This is a genomic window from Streptomyces sp. NPDC087270, assembly GCF_044744625.1.
Lineage (GTDB): Bacteria > Actinomycetota > Actinomycetes > Streptomycetales > Streptomycetaceae > Actinacidiphila.
On sequence record NZ_JBIUYR010000006.1, the window covers coordinates 427723 to 451665 of the forward strand.

Here is a 23943-nt window from a genome sequence, read left to right on the forward strand (position 1 = left end):
GGCACCATGGGACCCGTACCCGACGGACCGTGAACGAAGGCCCCTTGTGACATCTGCGACGATCGTGCTGCTGCACTCCACCTACGGGCTGCGGCCCGCCGTACACTCCGCGGCCGAGCGGCTGCGCGCGGCCGGGCACGAGGTGCACGTGCCGGACCTGTTCGACGGCCGGGTGGCGGACAGCGTCGAGGACGGCCGGAAGATCCGCGACGAGATCGGCAACGAGGAGTTGCTGCGCCGGGCGATCGTGGCCGCCGCCCCGCACTCCGAGAAGGGCCTGGTCTACGCGGGGTTCTCGATGGGCGCCGCGCTGGCGCAGAACCTCGCCCTCGGCGACGAGAAGGCCCGCGGGCTGCTGCTCCTGCACGGCACCTCGGACATCGCGGACGACGCGGCCACCGACATCCCGGTGCAGCTCCATGTCGCCGACCCGGACCCCTTCGAGCCGGACGACTGGCTGAACGCGTGGTACCTGCGGATGCGGCGGGCCGGCGCCGACGTGGAGGTCTTCCGCTACCGCGGCGCCGGCCACCTCTACACCGACCCCGACCTCCCCGACTACGACGAGGAGGCCGCGGAGCGCACCTGGCCGATCGCCCTGGACTTCCTGGCGGACCTGTAGCCGGAAGGCCGACGGCTAGGCACTCCTCGGCTGCTTCGTGCGGCCGAGGGGGCTGACTGCGGACCCGGGGGTCGGGCGGCACCGGGCCGCCCGACCCCACCAGGTGCCCGTGCTACTTCAGGTCGGCCTGGATTCCGGCTGTCACGGTCGCGACCGGCACGCCGTTGACGTCCACGCTCTTGCCGTTCACCTTCACCGTCGGGGTGCCGGAGATGGTCTTGTCGTCCAGGAACTTCTCGAACACGGAGCTGGTGTCCATGGCCCACTTGTCGTAGGTGCCCTTCGTCACCGCGTCGGAGAACTTCGTGTTGCCCTTGAGCGCGGGGACCTTCTGCGCGATGGAGATGAGCTTCGCGGGGTCGCTGAAGGTGTCCTTGTTCTCGTCCGGGTGGACGGCCTTGGAGTACAGCAGGGTGTGGAACTGCTCGAACGCGTCCGTCGACACGTTCAGCGCGGCGCCCAGTGCGCTCAGCGCCTGCTTGGAGCCGGTGCCGCCGAGGTTCGTGTCCAGGAACGTGCCGATGTGCAGCACGATCTTGTACTTGCCGTCCTTGACGCCTTGGAGCACGGCCGCGCCGGACTCCTGCTCGTAGGCGGCGCAGTACGGGCAGCGCATGTCCTCCCACTCCTCGACCGTGTTCTTGTTGTTCGGGTCGCCGAGGGTGATGACGGTGCCGTTGGTGCCCGAGGTGTTGGCCGGCTTGACCAGGGTGGCCTTCGAGGCGGTCGTCCACTTGCTGGGCTTGCTCGGCTTGTTGGCGTTGTTGACCGCCACGGCTATGCCGCCCGCCGCGGCCAGGACCACGACGACACCGGCGGCGACGATGATCTGGCGGCGCACCTTCGCGCGCTTGGCTTCCTTCTCGCGCTGGGCGCGCAGCCGCTCGCGCGCGGCGGCCTTGCTCTGCTTGCTGTTCCTGCTGCTCATGGCTGATATCTCCGGATGAAGAAGTACGCGTGAATGTGGGGGAAGGACGTGCGGGTCGGGCCGGCTGCCTGGTCAGGCAGCGAGCGCGAGCGGCGGTCCTCGGCGTACGACGGAGTGCAGCAGCGGCCGGGCGGCGAGGTGCGCGACGGCCGGGGTGGCGGGGCGGACCCGGCCGGGGGTGGTGCCCGCCATGGCGCCGACCGCGGTGACCGCGAACAGCAGCGGGCGGAACGCGGCGACGGCCACCGCCCGCAGCACGCGGTGCACCGCGGCCTCACCGCGCCGCAGCCACCAGGACGCGAGCAGGCCGACCGCGACGTGCACGGCCAGCAGCAGCCACGGCAGTGCGGAAGCGCCGTGGTGGGAGGTGGCGGCCTGCGCGGGGGAGACGGTGGGAAGCTGCGTGCCGACCTGGCCGCCGTGGCAGACCACCGCCTCGTGCAGCGACCGCCACGAGCCGGTGACGGGGCCGCCGTCGGGCCCGTAACAGGACTGCTGGCCGGAGGTGAAGAGGGTGTCCACGGCCAGTTCCAGCGGCACCATCATCCCGCTGATCGCCCAGAAGCCGCGCTCGCGGCCACCGAGGGCGTAGGCCAGAGCGAAGACGGCCGCGAAGGCGCCCAGGACGACGGTCAGCGGCAGCGGCTTGTGAGCCATCAGGACGTGCGACGTGGAGGAGAGCGTGACGCAGAGCGCGGCGAACAGGGCGGCACGCGCCGCCCTCAGCCGCGGACGTATCGCGCCCAGGGTCTCCATGGGCACAGAGTGTGCCACGCGAACCTGTATGTGTGACCTAAAGGTCGGACACCAACCGGAGACGGTTCGGCCCGGCTGGACGGCACCGCGGGTACGGTGCGCCCGGCCGGGCCGATCGGGACTTACGGTGCGTTCACCGGGTCACGCGACGCCGAGCCAGACGTCGGCGCCGAAGGAGACCTTGATCTCCGAGGCGACCGTGGTGGGGTCGACGAGGAATCCCAGCTCGTAGACGGTGGTCTTCTGCGGGCCGGAGACCTTCGCGCGTACCGGGCTCTCGCCGGGGTGGGCGGACAGGATGCGGCGCAGCTCGTTGATCGCGTCGTGCCGCAGGATCTTGTGCTCGCGGAAGGCCAGTTGCACCGGGGGCTTCCCGCCGCTCTCCGCGGAGGACACGTCCAGCTCCGCCAGCTCGGAACCGATGATGTTCATCGTGCCGTCGCGGTCCTGCGCCCGGCCGCTGATCGAGACGACGCTGTCGGGGATGAGCGCGTGACCCACCAGCTGGTAGGTCGCCGGGAAGAAGCACACCTCGATGCTCGCGTCGCGGTCCGCGAAGGTGACCGCGGCCCAGGCGTTGCCCTGCTTGGTCATTTTACGGTCGACCCCGGTGATGAGCCCCGCGACCTTCACCGGCCGTTCCTGGCCGGAGGCCAGCAGCTCGGCGAGGGTGGTGTCGCGGTTGCGCGCGAGGATGTGCTCGGTGCCGTCCAGCGGGTGCGCCGACACGTACAGGCCGAGCATGTCCCGCTCGATGGCGAGGAGTTGCTTGCGCGGCCACTCGGTCTCGGGGATGGCGAAGTCCAGCCCGAAGGTCTGTACGTCCTCGCCGGGCGCGCCCATGCTCGCGAAGAGGTCGTCCTGTCCGTACGCCTCGGCCTTCTTGACCGGGACGATCGCGTCGACCGCGTCCTCGAAGACGGCGGACAGTCCCATCCGGGTGTGGCCGAGCGAGTCGAACGCGCCGGCCTTGATCAGCGACTCGATGGCGCGCTTGTTCAGGACCGGGATGCTCACCTTGTCCAGGAAGTCGGCGAACGAGGTGAACAGGCCCTTGGACTTGCGCGCCGCGATCAGCGCCTCGATGACGCCCTCGCCCACGTTCCGCACGGACTTCAGACCGAACCGGACGTCCTCGCCGACGGCGGTGAACTCCGCGACCGAGGCGTTCACGTCGGGCGCCAGGACCTGGACGCCGCTCTTGCGGGCGTCGGCGAGGTAGATGGCCGCCTTGTCCTTGTCGTCCCCGACCGAGGTGAGCAGCGCCGCCATGTACTCGGCCGGGTAGTTGGCCTTGAGGTAGGCGGTCCAGAACGACACCAGCCCGTAGCCGGCGGTGTGCGACTTGTTGAACGCGTATCCCGAGAACGGGAGCATGACGTCCCACAGCGCCTTGATGGACTCCTCGGAGTACCCGTTGTCCCGCATGCCGCCGTGGAACTTCTCCCACTCCGCGGCCAGCACCTCGGGCTTCTTCTTGCCCATCGCGCGGCGCAGCAGGTCGGCGCCGCCGAGGGTGTAGCCCGCCAACTGGCGGGCGATGGCCATGATCTGCTCTTGGTAGATCAGCAAGTGGAAGGTGTTGCCGAGGATCGGCTCCAGCGCGTCCTTCAGCTCCGGGTGGATCGGCTCGACGGCCTGCCGGCCGGTCTTGCGGCTGGCGTAGTTCATGTGCGCGTTGGCCGCCATCGGGCCCGGCCGGTACAGCGCCAGGGCCGCCGCGATGTCCTCGAACCGGCTCGGCTCCATCGCCTTGAGCAGCGTCCGCATGCCGCCGCCGTCGAGCTGGAACACCCCGAAGGTGTCACCGCGGGCCAGCAGCGCGTAGGTGTTCTTGTCGTCCAGCGGGATGTTCTCGGTGCTGAGGTCGACGCCGCGGTTCTCCCGCACGTTCTGGATCGCCTGGTCGATCACGCCCAGGTTCCGCAGGCCGAGGAAGTCCATCTTGACCAGGCCCATGGACTCGCACGACGGGTAGTCGAACCCCGTGATCTTCGTGCCGTCCTTGCGCATGTGCAGCGGAATGCGGTTGGTCAGCTTGGTCTTCGACAGGATGACCGCGGCCGCGTGCACACCGGTGTTGCGGATCAGCCCCTCGACGCCCTTGGCGCTGTCCACCACCTTCTTGACGTCGGGCTCGTTCTGGTAGAGCGTCCGGATCTCGCCGGCCTCGCCGTACCGCGGGTGCTCGGGGTTGAAGACGCCGTCGATCGGGATGCTCTTGCCCATCACGTCGGCCGGCAGCGCCTTGGTGATGCGCTCGCCGTGCGCGAAGGGGTAGCCGAGAATCCGCGAGGTGTCCTTGATCGCGTTCTTGGCCTTCAGCTTGCCGAAGGTGTTGACCAGCGCGGTGTACTCGTCGCCGTACTTCTCCACCACGTAGGCGACCATCTGGTCCCGCTTGCGGTCGTCGAAGTCGAGGTCGACGTCCGGCGGGTTGATGCGCTCGGGGTTCAGGAACCGCTCGAAGAGCAGGCCGTGCTCCAGCGGGCACAGCTCGGTGATCCTCGTCGCGTAGGCGACGATCGAGCCGGTCGCCGATCCACGGCCCGGGCCGACCGGGATCTTGTTGTCCCGCGCGTGCCGGCAGATGTCCGCGACCACGAGGAAGTAGGAGGAGAAGCCCATCGGACCGATGACCTTCATCTCGGTCTCGAAGCGCTCCAGCACCTCCGCGGGGATCGGGTCGCCGTAGCGCATCGCCAGGCCCTTGAGGACCTCCTGGCGCAGCCACGACTCCTGCGTCTCGCCCTCGGGCACGTCCGGGTACTGCGGCATCTCGTCCTCGAGGTCGAAGACCTCGTCGTACGCCTCGATCCGCTCGGCGATCAGCAGCGTGTTGTCGCACGCCTCCGGGAGTTCCTTGAACAACTCCCGCATCTGCGCGGCGGTCTTGAGGTAGTAGCCGGTGCCGTTGAACTTGAAGCGGTTCGGGTCGTCCTTGTTCTTGCCGACCCCGATGCACAGCAGGTTGTCGTGCGCGTCGGCGTGCTCCTCCAGGACGTAGTGCGCGTCGTTGGTCGCCAGCAGCGGGATGTCCAGGTCCTTCGCCAGCCGCAGCAGGTCGTCCCGTACGTTGCGCTCCAGGTCCAGGCCGTGGTCCATCAGCTCGAGGAAGTAGTTCTCCTTGCCGAGGATGTCCTGGTAGGCGGCCGCGACCTTGCGCGCCTCGTCGTACTGGTTCAGCCGCAGCCGGGTCTGGATGGCGCCCGAGGGGCAGCCCGTGGTGCCGATGATCCCGGCGGCGTGCTCGGAGATCAGCTCCATGTCCATCCGCGGCTTGCCCGCGGGGAACTGCCCCGTGTAGCTGGCCTCCGTCGACAGGTAGAACAGGTTGCGAAGGCCCTGGACGTTCTGCGCCCACATCGTCATGTGGGTGAAGCGGCCGCCGCCGGAGACGTCCTTGCTTCCCTCGCCGTCGTCCGACATCGCCCGCTGCCCGCCGGGACCCCAGAACTCCTGCTTCTTGTACCTGCGGTGCGACGGTGCGACGTACGCCTCGATGCCGATGATCGGCTTCACCGCGTCGAAGCCCTTGGCGACCTGCTGGAACTCGTACGCACCGAACATGTTCCCGTGGTCGCTCATGGCGATGGCGGGCATGCCCTGCCGCGCCACTTCGGTGAACATCGGCTTCAGGCGCTGGGCGCCGTCGAGCATCGAGTACTCGGTGTGATTGTGCAGGTGAACAAAGCTGTCGGCCACCGGGCTGGCACCTCCAGGACGATCGCGGGGAAGTCTCCACCCTAGTCGCTCGCCGGGTCGATCCGCCGGTGCATCGCCCGCACCCGGGGGCGGCCGCCGTACCCCGTGCCGGCGGCGCCGCGCCCGCCGCAGTGCCCGGCCGCCCTCCGCCGCTTGGTGCCCGCTTGGTGCCCGCCCAACATGTCGAGCGGGGCGCGGACTTCGCGGGGGCGGTGGCGGGACGAACGCGGGGGCGCCCCCCGAAAGGGGCACCCCCGCGTCCGGTAAGTGCGCGTGCGGCGCGATCAGTTGTGGCCGAACTTCTTCTGCTGCTTGCGCGGGGCGTGCGTGCTGGAGGGCATCATGTGCTCCTCGGCCAGGGCGCTCTTGCTGTGCTGCTCCTGGCTCTCGCCCGCCTGGTTCGACCGCTCGTCGTGCTGCTCGCGCTGGGGGCGGTTCTGGTTCTTGTTCTTAGCCACGATCGTGCCTTCCTAGTGAGGGGATGTTGGCCGATGGGCCGCAATCAGACTTACATGTGAGGACGAACGCCGCATTTCGGGCAGTTGGGGGTGTGGGAGGCCGGGAAATACCGCTGACCGCCACGCCGAAGATCGCGTTCGCGGTCATAACCCCCGAGCATTCGGGCACACTCGGGGGAAGCTCAGGGGGCATCCGTGCCGGGGGTCGACCGGAAGAGGTGCAACATGGACCGCTGCGTCGTCCTGGTGGACGCCGGGTATCTGCTGGGCGCAGCGGCGAGCCTGCTGGCCGGCGAACCGTCGCGTTCGAGGATCACGGTTGATCATGCCGCCGTGGTCGCCGGCCTGCGCGAACGCGCCGAACTGGAGACCGGCCAGCCGCTGCTGCGGATCTACTGGTTCGACGGCGCACCCGACCGGGTTCCGCAACCCGAGCACCGCCGGCTGCGGGTGATGCCGCGGGTGACGGTCCGGCTCGGCGCCCTCACCCGGACGGACGGCAGGTGGGCGCAGAAGGGCGTCGACGCCGCGATGCACGCCGAACTGTCCGAACTGGCCCGCAACCGGGCCTGCTCCGACGTGGTGCTGGTCACCGGCGACGGCGATCTGCTGCCCGGGATGATGTCGGCCAAGGAGCACGGGGTGGCCGTCCACCTGTGGGCCGTGCAGGCCGCCGACGGCGACTACAACCAGTCCGAAGACCTGGTCGCCGAGGCCGACGAGCGGCGGGTGCTGGACCGGGAGTGGATCACCGCGGCGATCCGGGCGAAGGAGATCGCCGGCGCGTGCGGGCCCGCGCCCGGGCCGCGGCCCGGGGTACGCCCGGAGATCGCCGCGATCCTGTCCGCGCCGCTGCCGGAGTCCAGCGGCTCGCCGCACCCGGTCCAGGCCCCGGCGAAGAACGGCTCCGCGCCGACCGAGCACCCGGACGACGACGCCGCGGCCGCCCCGTCCGGCAAGGGGGTGCCCACGCCCAAGGACCTCGCCGACCTCGGCCGCTCCCATGCCGCCCCGCAGGTTCCGCCGGTGGCCCACCCGGCGCCGAGCACCCTGCGGTGGTCCTCCGACAAGGGGTGGACCGACCGGCCCGGCGCCGACCAGCCCGACACCTCCGGGCTGCCGACCCTCGCGCAGCTCACCACGGCGGAGCAGCGGTGGGCCGACCGCGAGGCCGACATCACCGCGGTCAGCGGTGATCCCTACGAGGTGGGGCAGGTGTTCGCCCGGCGCTGGATCGCCCGGGTCAGCGACCCGACCCACCTCCAGCACCTCTCCACGCACTACCCGCGGGTGCCGCACCGGCTCGACGGGGAACTCCTGCGGTACGCCGCTCGCTTCGGGTTGCTGGCGCACAAGGACGACCAGATCGACGAGAACGACCGCTACGCGATCAGGGCGGGGTTCTGGCGCGAGTTCGACGCAGCCGCGACTCCGGACTAGCCCCCAGACTAGCCCGCAGCATCGGGGGGGGCGTCCTTCCGTTTGCGGAAGACGGCCACACATGAGGCGGCCCCGGCCCGTTGCGGGGGCGCGCGGGGCCGCAGGCCCGGCTCGCCCGGCGGGTTCGCCCGGACCACCGGCCGATGGGTGGTCGCTCGCGCCGTTCCTCCCCCGGAGCCTCGCCTGGGAGGTACCCCCGGCGCCCCTGATGAGTTGCCCTTGTCCGCAGGGGCAACCACTGATCGTTGCCGGAGGCGCCGTTGTTTTGCGAAGGGCACCCCGTTTCGTGGGGGGCGGGGCGGAGCGCGTACTCTCGGTGCTCGTGAGGACGGGCACCGAGACACGGGCGAGACCGGCGGTAGCCGCGTGCTCGGTACGCGGACTCGTACGGACGTACCCCGGAGGACGGGGGCGGCGCGGCAGGGACATCCCGGCCGTGCGGGCGAACGACGGCATCGACCTGGACGTCCGCACCGGCGAACTCTTCGGCATCCTCGGCCCGAACGGCGCGGGCAAGAGCACCCTGGTCCGGCAGCTCACCGGCCTGCTGCGGCCGGACGCCGGCAGTATCGACCTGCTCGGGCACGACCTCGTCAGGCACCCCGAACGCGCCGCGCGGCTGATCGGCTACCTCGGCCAGGAATCCACCGCGCTGGACGAGCTGACCGTCGCGCTCGCCGCCGAGACCACCGGCCGGCTGCGCGGAATGGACACGGCCGCGGCCCGCGCCGCCCGTGACGAGGTCCTGGACGAGCTGGGGCTCGGCCCGATCGCGGCCCGCCCGATCAAACGGCTCTCCGGCGGCCAGCGCCGCCTCGCCTGCTTCGCGGCGGCCCTCGTCGGCCCGCGGCCGGTTCTGATCCTGGACGAACCCACCACCGGCATGGACCCGATCGCGCGTCGCGCGGTGTGGGCGGCGGTCGACCGGCGCCGTACCGAGCACGGCGCCACGGTCCTGCTGGTCACGCACAACGTCATCGAGGCCGAGACGGTCCTCGACCGGGTCGCGGTGCTCGACCACGGCCGGGTCATCGCCTGCGACTCGCCCGCCGGGCTGCGCTCCCTCGTCGAGGGCGAGGTGCGGCTGGACCTGGTGTGGCGGCACGAACCGCCGACCGACCTGCCCGCGGTGGCCGCGCTGCGGCTCCTCGCGGAGGTCTCCGGCCGCCGCTGGACGCTGCGGCTGCCGCAGGAGCGGGCCAGGGCGGCGGTCGCGGAGGTCACCGGCGGCCCGGCGTTCGCCGCGCTGGACGACTTCACGCTGGCGATGCCGAGCCTGGAGGACGTGTACCTGGCGCTCGGCGGCAGCGGTGAGGGACTGGTGAAGGTATGACAGTGGTCGCCCCGGTCGGCACCGACCCCGGCGAGCGGGTCGGCGGCGGCATCGCGCCGCTCGCCCCCAAGGCCCGGCTGTGGCCCGCGCTCGGCGCGGTCTACCGGGCCCAGCTCTCCCGCGCCCGGGTGGCGCGCATCCCGCTGCTGTTCGTCGCCACCTTCCAGTCCATCGGGATCATGGTGATGCTGCGGGGCGTGGTGCACGCCGGCGACGGGGAGGCGGCGCGCTCGGTGGTGGCGGGCTCCAGCGTGCTGGTGGTCGCGTTCGTCGCGCTGAACCTGCTCGCCCAGTACTTCGGCCAGCTGCGCGCCTCCGGCGGGCTCGACCACTACGCGACGCTGCCGGTGCCACCGGCCGCGGTGGTCCTCGGCGCGGCGGGCGCGTACGCCTCCTTCACGGTGCCCGGCACGCTGGTCACCGCGATCACCGGGTGCGTGCTGTTCCATCTCAGCCTGGCCAACCTGTGGGTGCTGGTGCTCGTGGTGCCGCTGGCCGGGGCCGCGATGTCCGGGCTCGGCGCGGCCTTCGGGCTGCTCGCGCCCCGCCAGGAGATCGCCACGCTGCTGGGCCAGCTCGGCATGTCCGCCGCGCTGCTGCTCGGGGTGCTGCCCGCCTCGCACATGCCCGCGCCGATCGGCTGGGCCCGCGACCTGCTGCCCTCCACGTACGGGGTGGAGGCGTTCGCCCGGACCTTCGGGCGCGGCAGCACCGACTGGGGCGCGGTCGCCGGTGACCTGACGGTGTGCGCGGCCGTGGGGGTGGCCTCACTGGCCGTGGCGACCTGGGCGTACCGCAGGGCCGCCTGCCGCTGACCGGCCGGTGGGGCGGTTGCCAGGAACACCTGGCACGATGGCCTGGTGACCGCTCCTCTGACTCCTCCCGAGCCTCCGCACTCCGGGCCCCCGCAGCCCGAGCCCTCGCAGTCCGAGAGCCGGCACGGCCCGCAGAGTCCCGACGGCCCGCAGGGTCCCGAGAGCCCGCGGAGCTCCGACAGCGCGCAGGGCCCCGACAGCGCGCAGCACCCCGCGAGTCCGCAGGGCCCGCCCGGCCCGCAGCTCTCGCCGTACCCCGTCGGCGACGGCGCCGGCGCCTCGCTCGCGCCGTACAAGGTCGAGCCGGACCGGGACACGGTGCGCACCGCGCTGCGCAACGGGCTGATCGTCGCCGTCCTCGTCGCGATCTGCGGGATCATCCTCGGGCTGTTCTGGCTGTGGCTGTCGCCGCGGGTGCCGATGGTCTCCGACGGGCAGGCGGTCTACCTCAAGGACACCGAGGGCGAGGAGGCGATAGGCGGCGACGGCACGTTCGTGGTGATCGCACTGATCCTCGGCGCGCTCACCGCGGCCGCGGTGTTCTGGCGCTACCGCAGGGGCGGCCTCGGGGTCGTGTTCGGCCTGGCGGTCGGCGGCGCGGTCGCCTCCGTCATCGGCTGGCGGCTGGGCGTGTGGCTCGGCCCGACCACGAACATCGTCGCGCACGCCAAGCAGGTCGGGCCGAAGGTGGTCTTCGACGGCCCGCTGGAACTGCGGGCCAAGGTCGCGATCGTGGTCTGGCCGGCCGCCGCGATGCTGGTGCACTCCGCGCTGAACTACGCGTTCGGGCCCCGCGACGAGTCCTACACGGGCACCTGGACCGAGTGAGTCGGCCGCGGGTGCCCGGGGGGATCAGCCGCGGGTGCCCGGACGGAGCAGCGGGGCGGTGGCCGCGGCGGTGAGCTCCACCAGCGCGGCCGGAGCCAGCTCCACCTCCAGGCCCCGCTTGCCCGCGGACACGAAGACCGTCGGATGGGACAGCGCGGTGGCGTCCACCACCGTCGGCAGCGCCTTGCGCTGGCCGAGCGGGGAGATGCCGCCGCGTACGTAGCCGCTGCTCCGCTCGGCCGCCGCCGGGTCGGCCATCGCCGCGCGCTTGCCGCCGACCGCAGACGCCAGCGCCTTGAGGTCCAGCGAGCCGGACACCGGCACCACCGCCACCGTCAGCGCGCCGTCCACCTCCGCGACGAGCGTCTTGAACACCCGGCCCTGGTCCGTGCCGAGCGCGGCCGCGGCCTCCTCGCCGTAGGACAGCTCGGAGGACGGGTCGTGCGCGTACGCGTGCAGGGTGTAGGGCACGCCGGCCTCTTCGAGGACGCGCAGCGCGACGGTCGCCGGGGGTCCCCCCGCCGAGGGGAGGGGGAGGGTGCCGCTGGTACGGGACTTCTTCGCCATGCCCCGAAGCCTGCCAGGTCAGTTCGCGCAGATCGGCTGCTGGGTCAGGTCCACCGCCGGCAGCGACGGCAGCTTCTCGATGACCGCGCTCTCCCGGCGCAGCAGCCGCAGCTCCTCGGTGAGCCGGGCGGCCGAGTCCGGCGCCTCCAGCAACCGCTGCTTCGCCGGCGTCTCGGCGATCATCGTGGCCGCCACCAGATACGACAGCACCGTCGGGTTGTCGGTGAACTCCTGCGAGGACAGGCTGCGTTCACGCGACCCGGCCAGCCGCTTCTGGTAGGTGCGGAAGGCCCGGGTCACCTCGGGCGCCAGCGCGCCCGCCCCGCTGCCCGCCTCCTCCGCCAGCTCCTCCACCTCGCCGGTCAGATACGCGCCGGACGCGTCCACCGACAGCAGCCGGAACCGTACGATGCCGGTCGCGTGCATCCGGAAGCCGCCGTCGCCGCTGTCCACGATGTCCGCCACGTCGGCGACGCAGCCGAAGCCGTACAGCGCCGCGAGCGGGTCGTCGCCCAGGCCCGCGGCCGGACCGGTGGCCCGGCCCTCCTGACCGGTCGGCGCGATCTCCTGGCCGTTCTTGATCGCCACCACCCCGAACCGCCGCGGCGCGTCCTCCGGCAGCGCCCGCAGGTCGCGCACCAGCGCGCGGTAGCGCTCCTCGAAGACGTTCAGCGGCAGTACCAGCCCTGGGAACAGCGGCGAACTGAGCGGGAAGAGCGGAAGGCGATCGGTCACAGCGGCCAGCGTACGGGCAGTACGCCCCCGTTCGGCACCCTTCCCGACACCCGCGTCCCACCTGCGGCGCGACCGCCGCCGCGGCGGCCAGCCGCCCGCCCGGCGGCAGCCGGCCGGGCGCGGCTAGGCCGTGTTTTGGAAGTAGCGCCGTCCGCCCAAAGGGCGGGGCCCGTGGCGTCTGGTGCGTGCGATCGCAAGGCGGAGGGTTGTCCTCGTAGTGGGCCTACTCGGACAAGCCCGACAACGAAGCGAGCGTGCGTGCCAGGCGCCACGGGCCAGGCGGGACTTCCAAAACACGGCCTAGGCGACCGTGGACCGTATCACGGAGTGGAACCGCGGAACGGGGGCGGCGAGCGGGTCTCTACACTTGGCAGCGTGATCTCCCGAATCGATCTGCGCGGTGCCGCCTTCCCCGACGGTGGCATCGACCGCGACCTGCTGCCCCGGGCCGAGTTCGACGTGGAGGCCGCGCTCGACGCCGTGCGGCCGATCTGCGAGGACGTCCGCCATCGTGGCAGCGCCGCGGTGATCGACTACGGCGAGCGGTTCGACGGAGTGCGGCCGGAGCGGCTGCGGGTGCCCGCGCAGGCCCTCGCCGACGCCCTCGCCCAGCTCGACCCCGAGGTGCGCGCCGCCCTGGAGGAGTCCATCCGCCGGGCCCGGATCGTCCACCACGACCAGCGCCGCAGCGACACCACCACGCAGGTGGTGCCCGGCGGCACCGTCACCGAGCGATGGGTGCCGGTGCAGCGGGTCGGGCTGTACGTCCCGGGTGGCCTGGCCGCGTACGCGTCCTCCGTGGTGATGAACGTGGTGCCCGCGCAGGAGGCCGGCGTCGAGGGTGTCGCCGTCTCCTCCCCGCCGCAGAAGGACACCGGGCTGCCCTCGGCGCCGGTGCTCGCCGCCTGCGCCCTGCTCGGCGTCGACGAGGTCTACGCGGCCGGCGGCGCCCAGGCGATCGCCATGTTCGCCTACGGCACCGACGAGTGCCGCGCGGTCAACCTCGTCACCGGCCCCGGCAACATCTACGTGGCCGCCGCCAAGCGCCTGCTCAAGGGCCGGATCGGCATCGACGCCGAGGCCGGACCGACCGAGATCGCCATCCTCGCCGACGCCTCCGCCGACCCCGGCTTCGTGGCCGCCGACCTGATCAGCCAGGCCGAGCACGACACCCTCGCCGCCGCGGTGCTGGTCACCACCTCCGCCGAACTCGCCGCCGCCGTCGACAAGGAACTCGACGTCCAGGTCGCCGCCGCCAAGCACCGCGAGCGGATCACCGCCGCGCTCTCCGGCCGGCAGTCCGCCACGGTGCTGGTCGACACCCTGGAGCAGGGCCTGGAGGTCGTCGACGCCTACGCGGCCGAGCACCTGGAGATCCAGACCCAGGACGCCGCCGCCGTCGCCGCCCGGGTGCGCAACGCCGGCGCGGTCTTCGTCGGCCCGCACGCCCCCGTCTCGCTCGGCGACTACTGCGCCGGCTCCAACCACGTGCTGCCCACCGGCGGCTGCGCCTGCCACTCCTCGGGCCTGTCCGTGCAGTCCTTCCTGCGCGGCATCCACGTCGTGGACTACTCCCGCGAGGCGCTCACCGAGGTCGCCCACCACGTGGTGGCGCTGGCCGGCGCCGAGGACCTGCCCGCGCACGGCTCCGCCGTCACCGTACGGTTCGGAGGCGGATCGTGACCTCCCTCGACGACCTGCCGCTGCGCGACGAACTGCGCGGCCAGTCCGCGTACGGCGCCCCGCAACTGGATGTGCCGGTGCGGCTGAACACCAACGAGAACCCCTACCCGCTGCCCGAGCCGCTGGTCGCCCGGATCGCCGAGCGCGTCGCCGAGGCCGCCCGCGGGCTCAACCGCTACCCGGACCGCGACGCGGTCGAGCTGCGCACCGAACTGGCCGGCTACCTCAGCCGCACCGCCGGCCACCAGGTCGACACCGCCCAGGTCTGGGCCGCCAACGGCTCCAACGAGGTCATCCAGCAGCTCCTCCAGGCGTTCGGCGGGCCCGGCCGCACCGCGATCGGCTTCGAGCCGTCGTACTCCATGCACGCGCTGATCTCCCGCGGCACCGGCACCGGCTGGGTCTCCGGGCCGCGGCATGCCGACTTCACCATCGACACCGACGCCGCCCGCCGCGAGATCGCCGCGCTCCGCCCCGACGTCGTGTTCATCTGCTCTCCGAACAACCCGACCGGGACCGCGACCGACGCCGAGACCGTCCTGGCGCTGTACGACGCCGCGCAGGCCGCGAAGCCGTCGCTGGTGGTGGTGGACGAGGCGTACGGCGAGTTCTCGCACCAGCCGTCGCTGCTGCCGCTGATCGACGGCCGGCCGAACCTGGTGCTGACCCGCACCATGTCCAAGGCGTTCGGCGCGGCGGGCCTGCGGCTGGGCTACCTGGCGGCCGACCCGGCCGTGGTGGAGGCCGTCCAGCTGGTGCGGCTGCCGTACCACCTGTCGTCGGTCACCCAGGCCACCGCGCTCGCCGCGCTGGAGTACACCGACACGCTGCTCGGCTACGTCGAGCAGCTCAAGGTCGAACGCGACCGGCTGGTCGGCGAGTTGCGCGCGATCGGCTACCAGGTCACCGACTCGGACGCGAACTTCGTCCAGTTCGGCCGGTTCGCCGACAGCCACGCCGCCTGGCAGGCCGTCCTCGACCACGGCGTCCTCATCCGCGACAACGGCGTCCCCGGCTGGCTGCGGGTCTCGACCGGCACCCCCAGCGAGAACAGCGCGTTCCTGGACGCGGCGAAGGCCGTGTTCACGACGCACAGCACCGAGCACAGCACCGAGCACAGCGGCGGCGACAGCCGCACCGACAAGGAGTCCGCATGACCCGCGTGGGCCGCGTGGAGCGCACCACCAAGGAGACGTCCACCGTCGTCGAGATCGACCTCGACGGCACCGGGCAGGTCTCCGTCTCGACCGGCGTGGGTTTCTACGACCACATGCTCGACCAGCTCGGCCGGCACGGCCTGTTCGACCTCACCGTGAAGACCGAGGGCGACCTGCACATCGACACGCACCACACGATCGAGGACACCGCGCTCGCGCTGGGCGCCGCGTTCAAGCAGGCGCTCGGCGACAAGGTCGGCATCTACCGGTTCGGCAACTGCACGGTGCCGCTGGACGAGTCGCTCGCCCAGGTCACCGTCGACCTGTCCGGCCGCCCCTACCTGGTGCACACCGAGCCCGAGCACATGGCGCCGATGATCGGCTCCTACGACACCACGATGACCCGGCACATCCTGGAGTCCTTCGTCGCCCAGGCACAGGTCGCCCTGCACGTCCACGTGCCCTACGGGCGCAACGCGCACCACATCGTGGAGTGCCAGTTCAAGGCGCTGGCCCGGGCCCTGCGCTACGCCAGCGAGCGCGATCCGCGCGCCGCGGGCATCCTGCCGTCGACGAAGGGCGCGCTATGAACAAGGGGTCATCCCTCTTCATCCTGCTGGGGCTGTTCCTGGCCGGCGGGGTCTACTCGTTCTGGAAGCAGAAGCAGTCCAGGAGCCTGATCACGCTGCTCGCGGTCGGTTCGGTGATGGCGCTCGTCACCGGGCTGCTCCAACTGTGAAGGGGGCGCGGCCATGACGAGCAAGAGCGTCGTCGTCCTCGACTACGGGTTCGGCAACGTGCGGTCCGCCGAGCGGGCGCTGGCCCGGGTCGGCGCCGAGGTGGAGATCACCGCGGACTACCGCAAGGCGATGGACGCCGACGGGCTGCTGGTGCCGGGCGTCGGTGCCTTCGACGCCTGCATGGAGGGCATCAGGAAGGTCCGCGGCGACTGGATCGTGGGTCGCCGGCTGGCGGGCGGGCGCCCGGTGCTGGGCATCTGCGTGGGCATGCAGGTGCTCTTCAGCCGCGGCATCGAGCACGGCGTGGAGAGCGAGGGGCTGGACGAGTGGCCCGGCACCGTCGCCCCGCTGCGCGCGCCGGTCGTCCCGCACATGGGCTGGAACACCGTCAAGGCCCCGCAGGACTCGCGGCAGTTCGCCGGCCTCGACGAGGACGCCCGGTTCTACTTCGTGCACTCCTACGCGGTGCGCGAGTGGGAGATGCCGCCCTCGACCAGCGCCATCCGCTCGCCCAAGGTCGCCTGGACCACGCACGGCGAGCCGTTCGTGGCCGCGGTGGAGAACGGCGCGCTGTGGGCCACCCAGTTCCACCCGGAGAAGTCCGGCGACGCGGGCGCGCGGCTGCTGGAGAACTGGCTCGACACGCTCTGACGCCCGCGGCCGGCGCCGCAGGTGTCGCCGGCACCCCGGCCGGGCGCGCGTCCGGCCGGCTGACGTTCCGCTCGACCACCTGCCGCCGGCGGACCGGCGGCTCGACCGGGCCGATCCACCGGCCGACCGACCGCTCGACGGTCCGGCCGGCTGCCGGCCCACCGGCTCACCGACCGACCGTATGACCGTACGACCGACCGCCCCGCATCCGACCGATCCCCCGAGGACCGCATTCCGATGAGCACGCTCGAACTCCTCCCCGCCGTCGACGTCCGCGACGGCCAGGCCGTCCGCCTGGTGCACGGCGAGTCCGGCTCGGAGACCTCCTACGGCGACCCGCTCGCCGCGGCGCTGGCCTGGCAGCAGGCGGGCGCGGAGTGGCTGCATCTGGTCGACCTCGACGCGGCGTTCGGCACCGGCGACAACCGCGACCTGATCGCCGGGGTGGCCCGCACCATGGACATCAAGGTCGAGCTGTCCGGCGGCATCCGCGACGACGACAGCCTCGCGGCGGCGCTGGCCACCGGCTGCACCCGGGTCAACCTCGGCACGGCCGCGCTGGAGAGCCCGGAGTGGGTGGCCAAGGTGATCGCCGAGTACGGCGACCGGATCGCGGTCGGTCTCGACGTGCGCGGCACCACGCTGCGCGGCCGCGGCTGGACCCGCGACGGCGGCGACCTGTACGAGACGCTGGCCCGGCTGGACTCCGAGGGCTGCGCGCGGTACGTCGTGACCGACATCGCGAAGGACGGCACCCTCCAGGGCCCCAACCTGGAGCTGCTGGAGAACGTGTGCGCGGCCACCGACAAGCCCGTGGTCGCCTCCGGCGGCGTCTCCAGCCTCGACGACCTGCGGGCGATCGCCACGCTCGTCCCGAAGGGCGTGGAAGGCGCGATCGTCGGGAAGGCGCTCTACGCGGAGGCGTTCACGCTTCAAGAAGCCCTGGAGGCTGTTTCCCGATGACCGAGTCCCCGGAAGTCCCGGAATCCCCGGAAACCCAGGAAACCCAGGATTCCCCGGAGTCCGCGCGATCCCCGCAGGTGCACCGTGTCCGCTCGGACGACAGCTCCTGGGAGGAGGCGATCGGCTCCTCCCGCGTGGTCGCGGCGGGTGACCGGGTCATCGTGGCCGGGATCATGCCCGCGCCCGCCAGCGGCACCGTCCCGGGCGACGCCGAGCCGTACGACCAGACGGTCAGCGCCTTCCGCAGCGCGCTGTCCGCGCTGGAGCCGTTCGGCCTGGACGCCGGCAGCGTGATCCGGACCCGGATGTACCTCAGCCACGCGCGGGACGCCGACGAGGTCGGCCGGGCGCATCTCGAGGTGTTCGGGGCGGTGCGGCCGGCCGCCACGATGGTCGTGGTGGCGGGGTTCGCGGACTCCCGGGTGCTGGTCGAGGTGGAGATCGAGGCGTACCGCGGCGACGCGCGGGGCGGGCCCGTGGAGCCCGGCGAACGAGAAGAGGGCGGCGCATGAGCCTCGCGGTCCGAGTCATCCCCTGCCTGGACGTGGACGCCGGGCGGGTGGTCAAGGGCGTCAACTTCCAGAACCTGCGCGACGCCGGCGATCCGGTCGAGATGGCGAAGCTGTACGACGCCGAGGGCGCCGACGAGTTGACCTTCCTCGACATCACCGCGTCCTCCGGGGACCGGGAGACCACCTACGACGTGGTGCGCCGCACCGCCGAGCAGGTCTTCATCCCGCTCACCGTCGGTGGCGGGGTGCGCAGCGCCGACGACGTGGACAAGCTGCTGCGGGCCGGTGCGGACAAGGTGGGTGTGAACACCGCGGCGATCGCCCGGCCCGAGCTGATCCGGGAGATCGCCGAGCGGTTCGGCCGCCAGGTGCTGGTGCTCTCGGTCGACGCCCGGCGCACCCCGACCGGCTCGTTCGAGGTCACCACGCACGGCGGGCGGCGCGGCACCGGCATCGACGCGGTGGAGTGGGCGGAGCGCGCGGCCGACCTCGGGGCCGGCGAGATCCTGCTCAACTCGATGGACGCGGACGGCACCAAGGACGGCTACGACACCGAGATGATCGCGGCGGTGCGGGCCCGCGTGACCGTGCCGGTGATCGCCTCCGGCGGCGCCGGCCGGGTCGCCGACTTCCCGCCGGCGGTGGCCGCGGGCGCGGACGCGGTGCTGGCCGCGTCCGTCTTCCACTTCGGCGACCTGCGGATCGGCGAGGTCAAGTCGGCGCTGAGGGAAGCTGGCCACCCGGTCCGCTGAGGCCGCCGGGCCGTTGGCCGCCCCGGCTCCGCGGTCACAGCGCCGTGCCGGTACGGGTGCCGACGAGCACCGCGAAGTCGGGCGCGAGCGGGATCTCGACCGTGTGCAGGGCGGGGTGCTCCAGCCAGTGCAGGCGGGCGGTGTCCGGGCGGCCCTGGAAGGTGGGGGGCTGCCCGGCGGAGGGCGTGAAGTCGTCGACGACGAGCAGGCCGCCGGGCGTGAGGAGGGCCGCCGGGTCGGCCGCCGCGCCGCCCGCGTCCTTGCCCTGGCCGCCGCCGTCGAGGACGAGCAGGTCGAACGGCCCGTGCGCGGCTATCTCCGTCCACTGGGCGCACACCACGTGGACGTCGGGCGCGTACGGGGCGAAGAGCTTGGCGGCGGCCTCGGCCCGTACGGGGTCGCGCTCGACGCTGACCGCGGTGGCGCCGGCGCGCATCCCCGAGACGAGCCAGGCCAGCCCCACCCCGCAGCCGGTCCCGGTCTCGCCGATCCGCCGCGCGCCGGCGGCCAACGCGTGCAGCAGCCGCCCCTGTTCGGGCCGGCAGGAGTAGGGGAAGTCGAGCTGCTGGGCGGTCTGTGCCGCGCGTTCGACCAGGGGCGGAAGGCCGGCGGGGTCGGCGAGGTGGGCACGGGTGCCGTGGAGAGACATGGCTGCCATCCTGCCGGGGGCGTGGCGCGGACGCGGGAAGTCCGGGGAATCGGCGTCGGAGATAGGAAAGAGAAGTTGCGCAAATAGTGTTGCGCAATTTTTCTTTCCTATCTACCGTAGGGAGGGTGGCAGACGAACAGGCAGCTCCGGCTCATGAACCGCGCAATCGCGCACCGCGCATCACCGACCTGGAAGCGCTGAAGGTGTTCACCCACCCGCTGCGCATCCGGATCTACCGCGCGCTGTTCACCAGCGGCGAGGCCACCGCCTCGCGGCTGGCCGACCAGGTCGACGAGGCGGTGTCGCTGGTCAGCTACCACCTGCGCAAGCTCGCCGCGCACGGCTTCATCGTCGAGGCGCCCGGACACGACGGCGACGGCCGCGAGCGCTGGTGGAAGCTCTCCTCCGACCGCGGCTTCAACTTCCGCAACTCCGACTTCGACGACCAGCCCGAGGGCGTCGCCGTCCTCAGCCAGGTCACCCGGCAACTCCTGGCCACCCGCGCGGAGCGGTACGAGCAGTACCTGGACGAACTGCCCGCGTGGTCCAAGGAGTGGACGGAGGCGGCCTTCTCCAACGAGTTCATGCCGCGGCTGACGGCCGCCGAACTCCAGGAGATGGCCGACGAGATCGGCGCCCTGATGTGGCGCTGGGCCGATCGCGGCAAGGCCGCGGAGGAGGCCGGTGACACCGAGGGCCGTGAGCACGTCTCGGTCCAGATGTACGGCTTCCCGCACCGCGGGTAGCGCCGAGGACGGTCGGCGCCCAGGTCCGCCGACAGGGCCCCAGGCGGGGGTTGAGATCGTCCGCCCCTGCCCGGCGCCGCCCACCGACAACCGATCGACCCCACACCCCACCCGGCGCGCATCTCGCGCGACAGCCCGCCGGTAAGGCCCGCATGCCCTGACAGCGCACCTTACGTACGACGTCGTCCCGCCATGCGCAGCGTCCCACCCGCCCACCAGGAAGGCCCATCCGCCATGATCGGCACCGCGCACGCCTCCCCGGCGCCCACCCGTACGACCGCAGCCCACCGCGACCCGAACGTGCTGCGCTGGCTGACCGCGTACACCGCCTCCCTGCTCGGCGACAGCGTCTACTTCCTCGCCCTCGGCTTCGCCGCCGCGAAGGTGGCACCGGCCGCGGAGGTGGGCCTGGTGATGGCCGTCGGCGCCGTACCGCGCGCCCTGCTCATGCTCGGCGGGGGAGTGGTGGCCGACCGCTTCGGGCCGCGCCTGGTGGTGATCGGCAGCGACGCGGTGCGCTGCGTGCTGATCCTCACCGCCGCCGCGGTGCTCGCGCTGACCACGCCCGGCCTGTGGCTGCTGGTGGCCGTCGCCCTCGCTTTCGGCGTCGTGGACGCGCTGTTCATGCCCGCGGTCGGCGCGCTGCCGCCACGGCTCGTCGCCCGCGACCAGCTCGTCCGGCTCCAGGGGATGCGCGCGCTCGCCGTGCGCGCCGGCGACATCGCCGGGCCGCCGCTGGGCGGGCTCGCCATGGGCCTCGGCGGCGCGAGCACCGCGTTCGCCGTGGCCGGCGGCATGTTCGCGCTGTCCGTTCCGCTCCTGCTCACCATCCGCATCGGCGACTTGAAGCGGGACCGCGACCCCGCACCCGCGAGCGCTCCCGAGCCCGAGGACGGCCGACCCGCGGACGGCGAGCCCGTCGACGGCACCGCCTGGGACGAACTGCGCGACGGGCTGCGCTACATACGCCGGCACCGGCTGGTCGGCCCGCTCGTGCTGTCCGGCGCCATCAGCGAGTTCGGGCTCGTCGGCCCGCTCAACATCGGCATGGTGCTGCTCACCCGGCAACGCGGCTGGGGCTCCGGCGGATACGGCTGGATCATCGCCGCATTCGGGGCCGGCGCGGCCGCCAGCGCGCTGCTGATGGCCGTACGCGGCAGGTTCCGCAGGGCCGGTGTCGTGCAGATCGTCACGCTCTTCGGCGGTTCCGCGACGATCGGGCTGATCGGCGTGGCCCCCGCCCTCGGCGTCGCCGTCGCGCTCGCCCTGCTCGCCGGGCTCATCTGCGGGGTCTGCGGCGGCCTCGCCGTCGCGATGATCCAGTCCGCCTCCGACCCCGCCTACCTCGGCCGCGTCACCTCCGTCATGAGCCTCACCGGCTTCGGCATCGCGCCCCTCGTCTACCCCCTCTTCGGCGCCGCCGTCGCCTCCTTCGGCCCCACCCCGGTCTTCCTCACGGCCGGCGCGGTGAGCATGCTCGGCGGCGCCGTCGGCCTGGCCTCCCCGGCGGTGCGCTCCGCGAAATGAGCCGCACCACCCCAGGGGCGCGGGGAACGGCGCGACAAGCTGCCCCGGACCGCAAGGTCCCTCGACTCACGGGACCGGGCAGCCCGGGGGGTCCAGCTCGGCTACACCCCTAGATTCGCTTCGTAGGCCTTCGCAACCGCGTCCTCCGGGCCGTCCGTCTCGACCTTCGCCGCGGCCTGGCGGCCGAACACGAACATCGCCAGCTCGGCCGGCTCCCCGGTCACGGTGACGACCGGCGTGCCCTTGTGCGCGACGGCGGTCCGCCCGTCCGGGCAGCGCAGCACCAGCCCGACCGGGCTGCGCCGCCCGAGCAGCCGGGCGGCCCGCTCCAGCCGCGCCCAGAGCGCGTCCCCGAAGACGGGGTCGATCGTGCGCGGGGTCCAGTCCGCCGCCGCACGCCGTACGTCCTCGGTGTGGACGTAGAACTCCAGGGTGTTCGACGCCTCGTCCACCTGCTTGAGGGAGAAGGGCGACAGCCGCGGTGGGCCGGTCCTGATCAGCTGGACGAGCTCGGCGAAGGGCTTCGCCGCGTACTCGTTGCGGACCCGCTCCAGGCGGTCGGCGAGCCGCGGCACCACCATCCCCACGGCCGCGTCGCCCCGGCGTTCCCGCACCACGACGTGGGCGGCGAGGTCCTTGGTGGTCCAGCCCGCGCAGAGCGTCGGGGCGTCGGGCCCCGAACGCTCCAGCAGGTCGGCGAGGAGCAGACGTTCACGCTGCGCATGGGTCGTCATACCGCAAGGCTAACCATCCGGCGGCCGAAAACATCCGCTTCCGGCCGCCGGATCATCTCAAGTCGTGCGAACGGGTGCGCCGCTCCCGCGCCGCCGCACCCGTCGCCGGTCAGAGCTTGCTGTACAGCTTGGTGTGGTTCGACCCGTTGTTGCGGGTCAGCGAGCAGGTGACGGTCTTCTTGCCCTGAAGCTCGTACGTGATGAGCTTCGGGAACAGCGCGTACGGGTAGTACTCCCGTCCGTCGTGCGGCAGATGCTTGCGCGCGTCGGACTGGCACAGCGACAGCGCCTTGCTCTGGATCTCCGCGTCGGTGGAGAAGGTGCCGCTGAGCGTCTCGTTCGCGACGACCTGCGCGTCGTGCGCGGAACTGCACGAGCGCTTCGTCACCTCCGAGACCGTCGACGTCAGGGACGGAGCGTCGAAGCAGACTCCCGGCTTCAGCGAGACGTACGGCACCAGCTTCTCGTCCGGCGAGGACGGGTCGGTGGGCAGGCCGGTGTCGTCGCCGGTGGGCAGGTCCGTCGGGAGGTCCAGCGTCGGGTCGTCCGTCGGGAGGTCCGTCGGCAGCGTGAAGCTGGGCGTGGGCAGCCCGGTCGGCAGACCGCTGATGCTGACGCTGTGGGTCGGCTTGTCGTCGGCGTTCTTCTTCTTGTCGCCGCCGCTGCTGGCCACCGCGACCCCGCCGACGATCGCGCCGATCACCACGACCGCGCCGACCGCGAGCCACACGTTGCGCTTGGTGTTGTTCGGCGGCGGGGGCGGCTGGTAGCCGAAGCCCTGCGGGTCGCCGGGGTAGCCGTAGCCGGCCGGCGGCATCGGCGCGCCGGGCTGCCCGGGCGGGCCGTACCCGCCCTGCTGGCCCTGCTGCGGGTAGCCGTACGGCTGCTGGCCGTCGGGCTGTTGGGGGTAGCCGTACGGCTGCTGGCCGTCGGGCTGCTGCGGATATCCGTACGACTGGCCGCCGCCCGGTTGTTGGGGAGCACCGTAGCCGCCTTCACCCGGTGGGGGAGGAGGCGGTGGCGGGCCGAAACCCTGCGGCGGCCCAAAACCGCCGCCCTGGTCGGGAGGCGGCGGGGGACCATCTGGCGGCGGCGGAGGAAAACCCATGGCGAAAGGATGCCCCATACGGGTGACACGGGGCGAGCGGCTACCGTATAACGGACAATCGCCTTGCGGCGTTTGCCAGTCAATGCGGCTTTTCTCGTTGCGGCGAATCGGCGGCAGAATGGTCGTATGCCGTCGTCCTCGCTCGACCCCGCGATCACCGCGCGCCTGAAGCGCAACCCCGATGGGCTGGTTCCGGCCATCGCCCAGCAGTACGACACCGGTGAGGTGCTGATGCTCGGGTGGATGGACGCGGAGGCGCTCCACCGCACCCTCACGACCGGCCGCTGCACCTACTGGAGCCGCAGCCGCCACGAGTACTGGGTCAAGGGCGACACCTCCGGCCACGTCCAGCACGTCAAGTCCGTCGCCCTCGACTGCGACGGCGACACGATCCTCGTCCGCGTCGACCAGGTCGGCGCGGCCTGCCACACCGGCGACCGCACCTGCTTCGATGCGGATGTCCTGCTGGCGGGCTAGCGGACCCACCCGGCTGCCGTGTTCTGTCGGTTCAGGGAGAAGCGCAACCCGCCACCG

The 23943-nt window shown here is 72.3% G+C and carries 25 protein-coding genes; 16 read left to right on the forward strand and 9 right to left on the reverse strand.

All coding sequences use genetic code 11. The features are described 5' to 3' along the window. Window positions 1-46 precede the first annotated feature (46 nt). Complete coding sequence (locus ACIPAE_RS15385) at window positions 47-622, forward strand: dienelactone hydrolase family protein (RefSeq protein ID WP_366414297.1); 576 nt, start codon at window positions 47-49, stop codon at window positions 620-622. 112 nt (window positions 623-734) lie between these two features. Here the strand turns inward: ACIPAE_RS15385 and ACIPAE_RS15390 are convergent, their stop codons facing one another. From ACIPAE_RS15390 to ACIPAE_RS15405, 4 genes are all read right to left on the reverse strand, one after another. Continuing rightward, a complete protein-coding gene (locus ACIPAE_RS15390) occupies window positions 735-1550 on the reverse strand; it encodes a thioredoxin domain-containing protein (protein WP_366414521.1) in 816 nt (271 codons plus the stop codon). Between the two features lie 72 nt (window positions 1551-1622). Further along, window positions 1623-2306 (reverse strand): hypothetical protein, encoded by a 684-nt coding sequence (locus tag ACIPAE_RS15395; protein ID WP_366414522.1) that lies wholly within the window; start codon window positions 2304-2306, stop codon window positions 1623-1625. A 141-nt stretch (window positions 2307-2447) separates the two neighbouring features. Next, a complete protein-coding gene (gene dnaE / locus ACIPAE_RS15400) occupies window positions 2448-6011 on the reverse strand; it encodes a DNA polymerase III subunit alpha (protein ID WP_402445437.1) in 3564 nt (1187 codons plus the stop codon). A gap of 284 nt (window positions 6012-6295) precedes the next feature. After that, a complete protein-coding gene (locus tag ACIPAE_RS15405; protein ID WP_329370460.1) occupies window positions 6296-6469 on the reverse strand; it encodes a hypothetical protein in 174 nt (57 codons plus the stop codon). A 225-nt stretch (window positions 6470-6694) separates the two neighbouring features. On the opposite strand from ACIPAE_RS15405, the gene ACIPAE_RS15410 reads away from it, so the two are divergent. The 4 genes from ACIPAE_RS15410 (at window position 6695) to ACIPAE_RS15425 (ending at window position 10885) form a co-directional block, all read left to right on the forward strand. Next, window positions 6695-7909, forward strand: coding sequence for an NYN domain-containing protein (locus ACIPAE_RS15410; RefSeq protein WP_329370462.1), 1215 nt, complete (start codon window positions 6695-6697; stop codon window positions 7907-7909). A 322-nt stretch (window positions 7910-8231) separates the two neighbouring features. Further along, window positions 8232-9242 (forward strand): ABC transporter ATP-binding protein, encoded by a 1011-nt coding sequence (locus tag ACIPAE_RS15415; RefSeq protein ID WP_329370464.1) that lies wholly within the window; start codon window positions 8232-8234, stop codon window positions 9240-9242. After that, window positions 9239-10057, forward strand: a complete 819-nt coding sequence (locus ACIPAE_RS15420) for an ABC transporter permease (RefSeq protein WP_329370466.1) — start codon at window positions 9239-9241, stop codon at window positions 10055-10057. The genes ACIPAE_RS15415 and ACIPAE_RS15420 overlap by 4 nt, the downstream gene beginning before the upstream one ends. 45 nt (window positions 10058-10102) lie before the next feature. After that, a complete protein-coding gene (locus ACIPAE_RS15425) occupies window positions 10103-10885 on the forward strand; it encodes an ABC transporter permease (RefSeq protein ID WP_402445441.1) in 783 nt (260 codons plus the stop codon). Between the two features lie 24 nt (window positions 10886-10909). Here ACIPAE_RS15425 and ybaK read toward each other — a convergent pair whose 3' ends face one another. Then, complete coding sequence (gene ybaK, locus ACIPAE_RS15430; RefSeq protein WP_402445442.1) at window positions 10910-11452, reverse strand: Cys-tRNA(Pro) deacylase; 543 nt, start codon at window positions 11450-11452, stop codon at window positions 10910-10912. An 18-nt stretch (window positions 11453-11470) separates the two neighbouring features. Further along, on the reverse strand, window positions 11471-12187 hold the full coding sequence (locus ACIPAE_RS15435; protein WP_329370472.1) for an LON peptidase substrate-binding domain-containing protein: 717 nt from the start codon (window positions 12185-12187) through the stop codon (window positions 11471-11473). 375 nt (window positions 12188-12562) lie between these two features. On the opposite strand from ACIPAE_RS15435, the gene hisD reads away from it, so the two are divergent. From hisD to hisF, 8 genes are all read left to right on the forward strand, one after another. Continuing rightward, window positions 12563-13870 carry a histidinol dehydrogenase gene (gene hisD / locus ACIPAE_RS15440; protein ID WP_402445444.1) on the forward strand — a complete coding sequence of 436 codons (1308 nt, stop codon included), beginning with the start codon at window positions 12563-12565 and terminating at the stop codon, window positions 13868-13870. Further along, window positions 13867-15027: a histidinol-phosphate transaminase gene (locus ACIPAE_RS15445; RefSeq protein WP_402445446.1), complete on the forward strand. Its 1161-nt coding sequence runs from the start codon at window positions 13867-13869 to the stop codon at window positions 15025-15027. Before hisD ends, ACIPAE_RS15445 begins: the two co-directional genes overlap by 4 nt. Next, entirely contained in the window at window positions 15024-15617 is a 594-nt protein-coding gene (gene hisB, locus ACIPAE_RS15450) for an imidazoleglycerol-phosphate dehydratase HisB (RefSeq protein ID WP_329370479.1), read from the forward strand. Before ACIPAE_RS15445 ends, hisB begins: the two co-directional genes overlap by 4 nt. Continuing rightward, complete coding sequence (locus tag ACIPAE_RS15455) at window positions 15614-15766, forward strand: hypothetical protein (protein WP_328462912.1); 153 nt, start codon at window positions 15614-15616, stop codon at window positions 15764-15766. Before hisB ends, ACIPAE_RS15455 begins: the two co-directional genes overlap by 4 nt. A 13-nt stretch (window positions 15767-15779) precedes the next feature. Beyond that, window positions 15780-16418, forward strand: coding sequence for an imidazole glycerol phosphate synthase subunit HisH (hisH, locus tag ACIPAE_RS15460; protein WP_329370482.1), 639 nt, complete (start codon window positions 15780-15782; stop codon window positions 16416-16418). Window positions 16419-16655: 237 nt separating this feature from the next. Continuing rightward, on the forward strand, window positions 16656-17381 hold the full coding sequence (gene priA / locus ACIPAE_RS15465; protein WP_328462908.1) for a bifunctional 1-(5-phosphoribosyl)-5-((5-phosphoribosylamino)methylideneamino)imidazole-4-carboxamide isomerase/phosphoribosylanthranilate isomerase PriA: 726 nt from the start codon (window positions 16656-16658) through the stop codon (window positions 17379-17381). Then, window positions 17378-17893 carry a Rid family hydrolase gene (locus tag ACIPAE_RS15470; RefSeq protein WP_402445448.1) on the forward strand — a complete coding sequence of 172 codons (516 nt, stop codon included), beginning with the start codon at window positions 17378-17380 and terminating at the stop codon, window positions 17891-17893. The genes priA and ACIPAE_RS15470 overlap by 4 nt, the downstream gene beginning before the upstream one ends. Next, window positions 17890-18645, forward strand: coding sequence for an imidazole glycerol phosphate synthase subunit HisF (gene hisF / locus ACIPAE_RS15475; RefSeq protein ID WP_329370485.1), 756 nt, complete (start codon window positions 17890-17892; stop codon window positions 18643-18645). The genes ACIPAE_RS15470 and hisF overlap by 4 nt, the downstream gene beginning before the upstream one ends. 34 nt (window positions 18646-18679) lie before the next feature. Here hisF and ACIPAE_RS15480 read toward each other — a convergent pair whose 3' ends face one another. Further along, the gene (locus ACIPAE_RS15480) at window positions 18680-19294 is read right to left on the reverse strand and encodes a class I SAM-dependent methyltransferase (protein WP_329370487.1); all 615 of its coding nucleotides are present in this window, start codon (window positions 19292-19294) and stop codon (window positions 18680-18682) included. 125 nt (window positions 19295-19419) lie between these two features. On the opposite strand from ACIPAE_RS15480, the gene ACIPAE_RS15485 reads away from it, so the two are divergent. Together ACIPAE_RS15485 and ACIPAE_RS15490 are read left to right on the forward strand one after the other, a co-directional pair. After that, window positions 19420-20040, forward strand: coding sequence for a helix-turn-helix domain-containing protein (locus tag ACIPAE_RS15485; protein WP_329370489.1), 621 nt, complete (start codon window positions 19420-19422; stop codon window positions 20038-20040). A 192-nt stretch (window positions 20041-20232) separates the two neighbouring features. Continuing rightward, window positions 20233-21567, forward strand: a complete 1335-nt coding sequence (locus ACIPAE_RS15490) for an MFS transporter (RefSeq protein WP_402445451.1) — start codon at window positions 20233-20235, stop codon at window positions 21565-21567. Between the two features lie 101 nt (window positions 21568-21668). Here the strand turns inward: ACIPAE_RS15490 and ACIPAE_RS15495 are convergent, their stop codons facing one another. Both ACIPAE_RS15495 and ACIPAE_RS15500 read right to left on the reverse strand, forming a co-directional pair. After that, window positions 21669-22301 (reverse strand): TIGR03085 family metal-binding protein, encoded by a 633-nt coding sequence (locus tag ACIPAE_RS15495; protein WP_402445452.1) that lies wholly within the window; start codon window positions 22299-22301, stop codon window positions 21669-21671. Window positions 22302-22410: 109 nt separating this feature from the next. Beyond that, complete coding sequence (locus tag ACIPAE_RS15500; protein ID WP_329370493.1) at window positions 22411-23409, reverse strand: hypothetical protein; 999 nt, start codon at window positions 23407-23409, stop codon at window positions 22411-22413. 126 nt (window positions 23410-23535) lie between these two features. On the opposite strand from ACIPAE_RS15500, the gene hisI reads away from it, so the two are divergent. Further along, window positions 23536-23886, forward strand: coding sequence for a phosphoribosyl-AMP cyclohydrolase (gene hisI / locus ACIPAE_RS15505; RefSeq protein WP_402445455.1), 351 nt, complete (start codon window positions 23536-23538; stop codon window positions 23884-23886). Window positions 23887-23943: the final 57 nt, after the last annotated feature.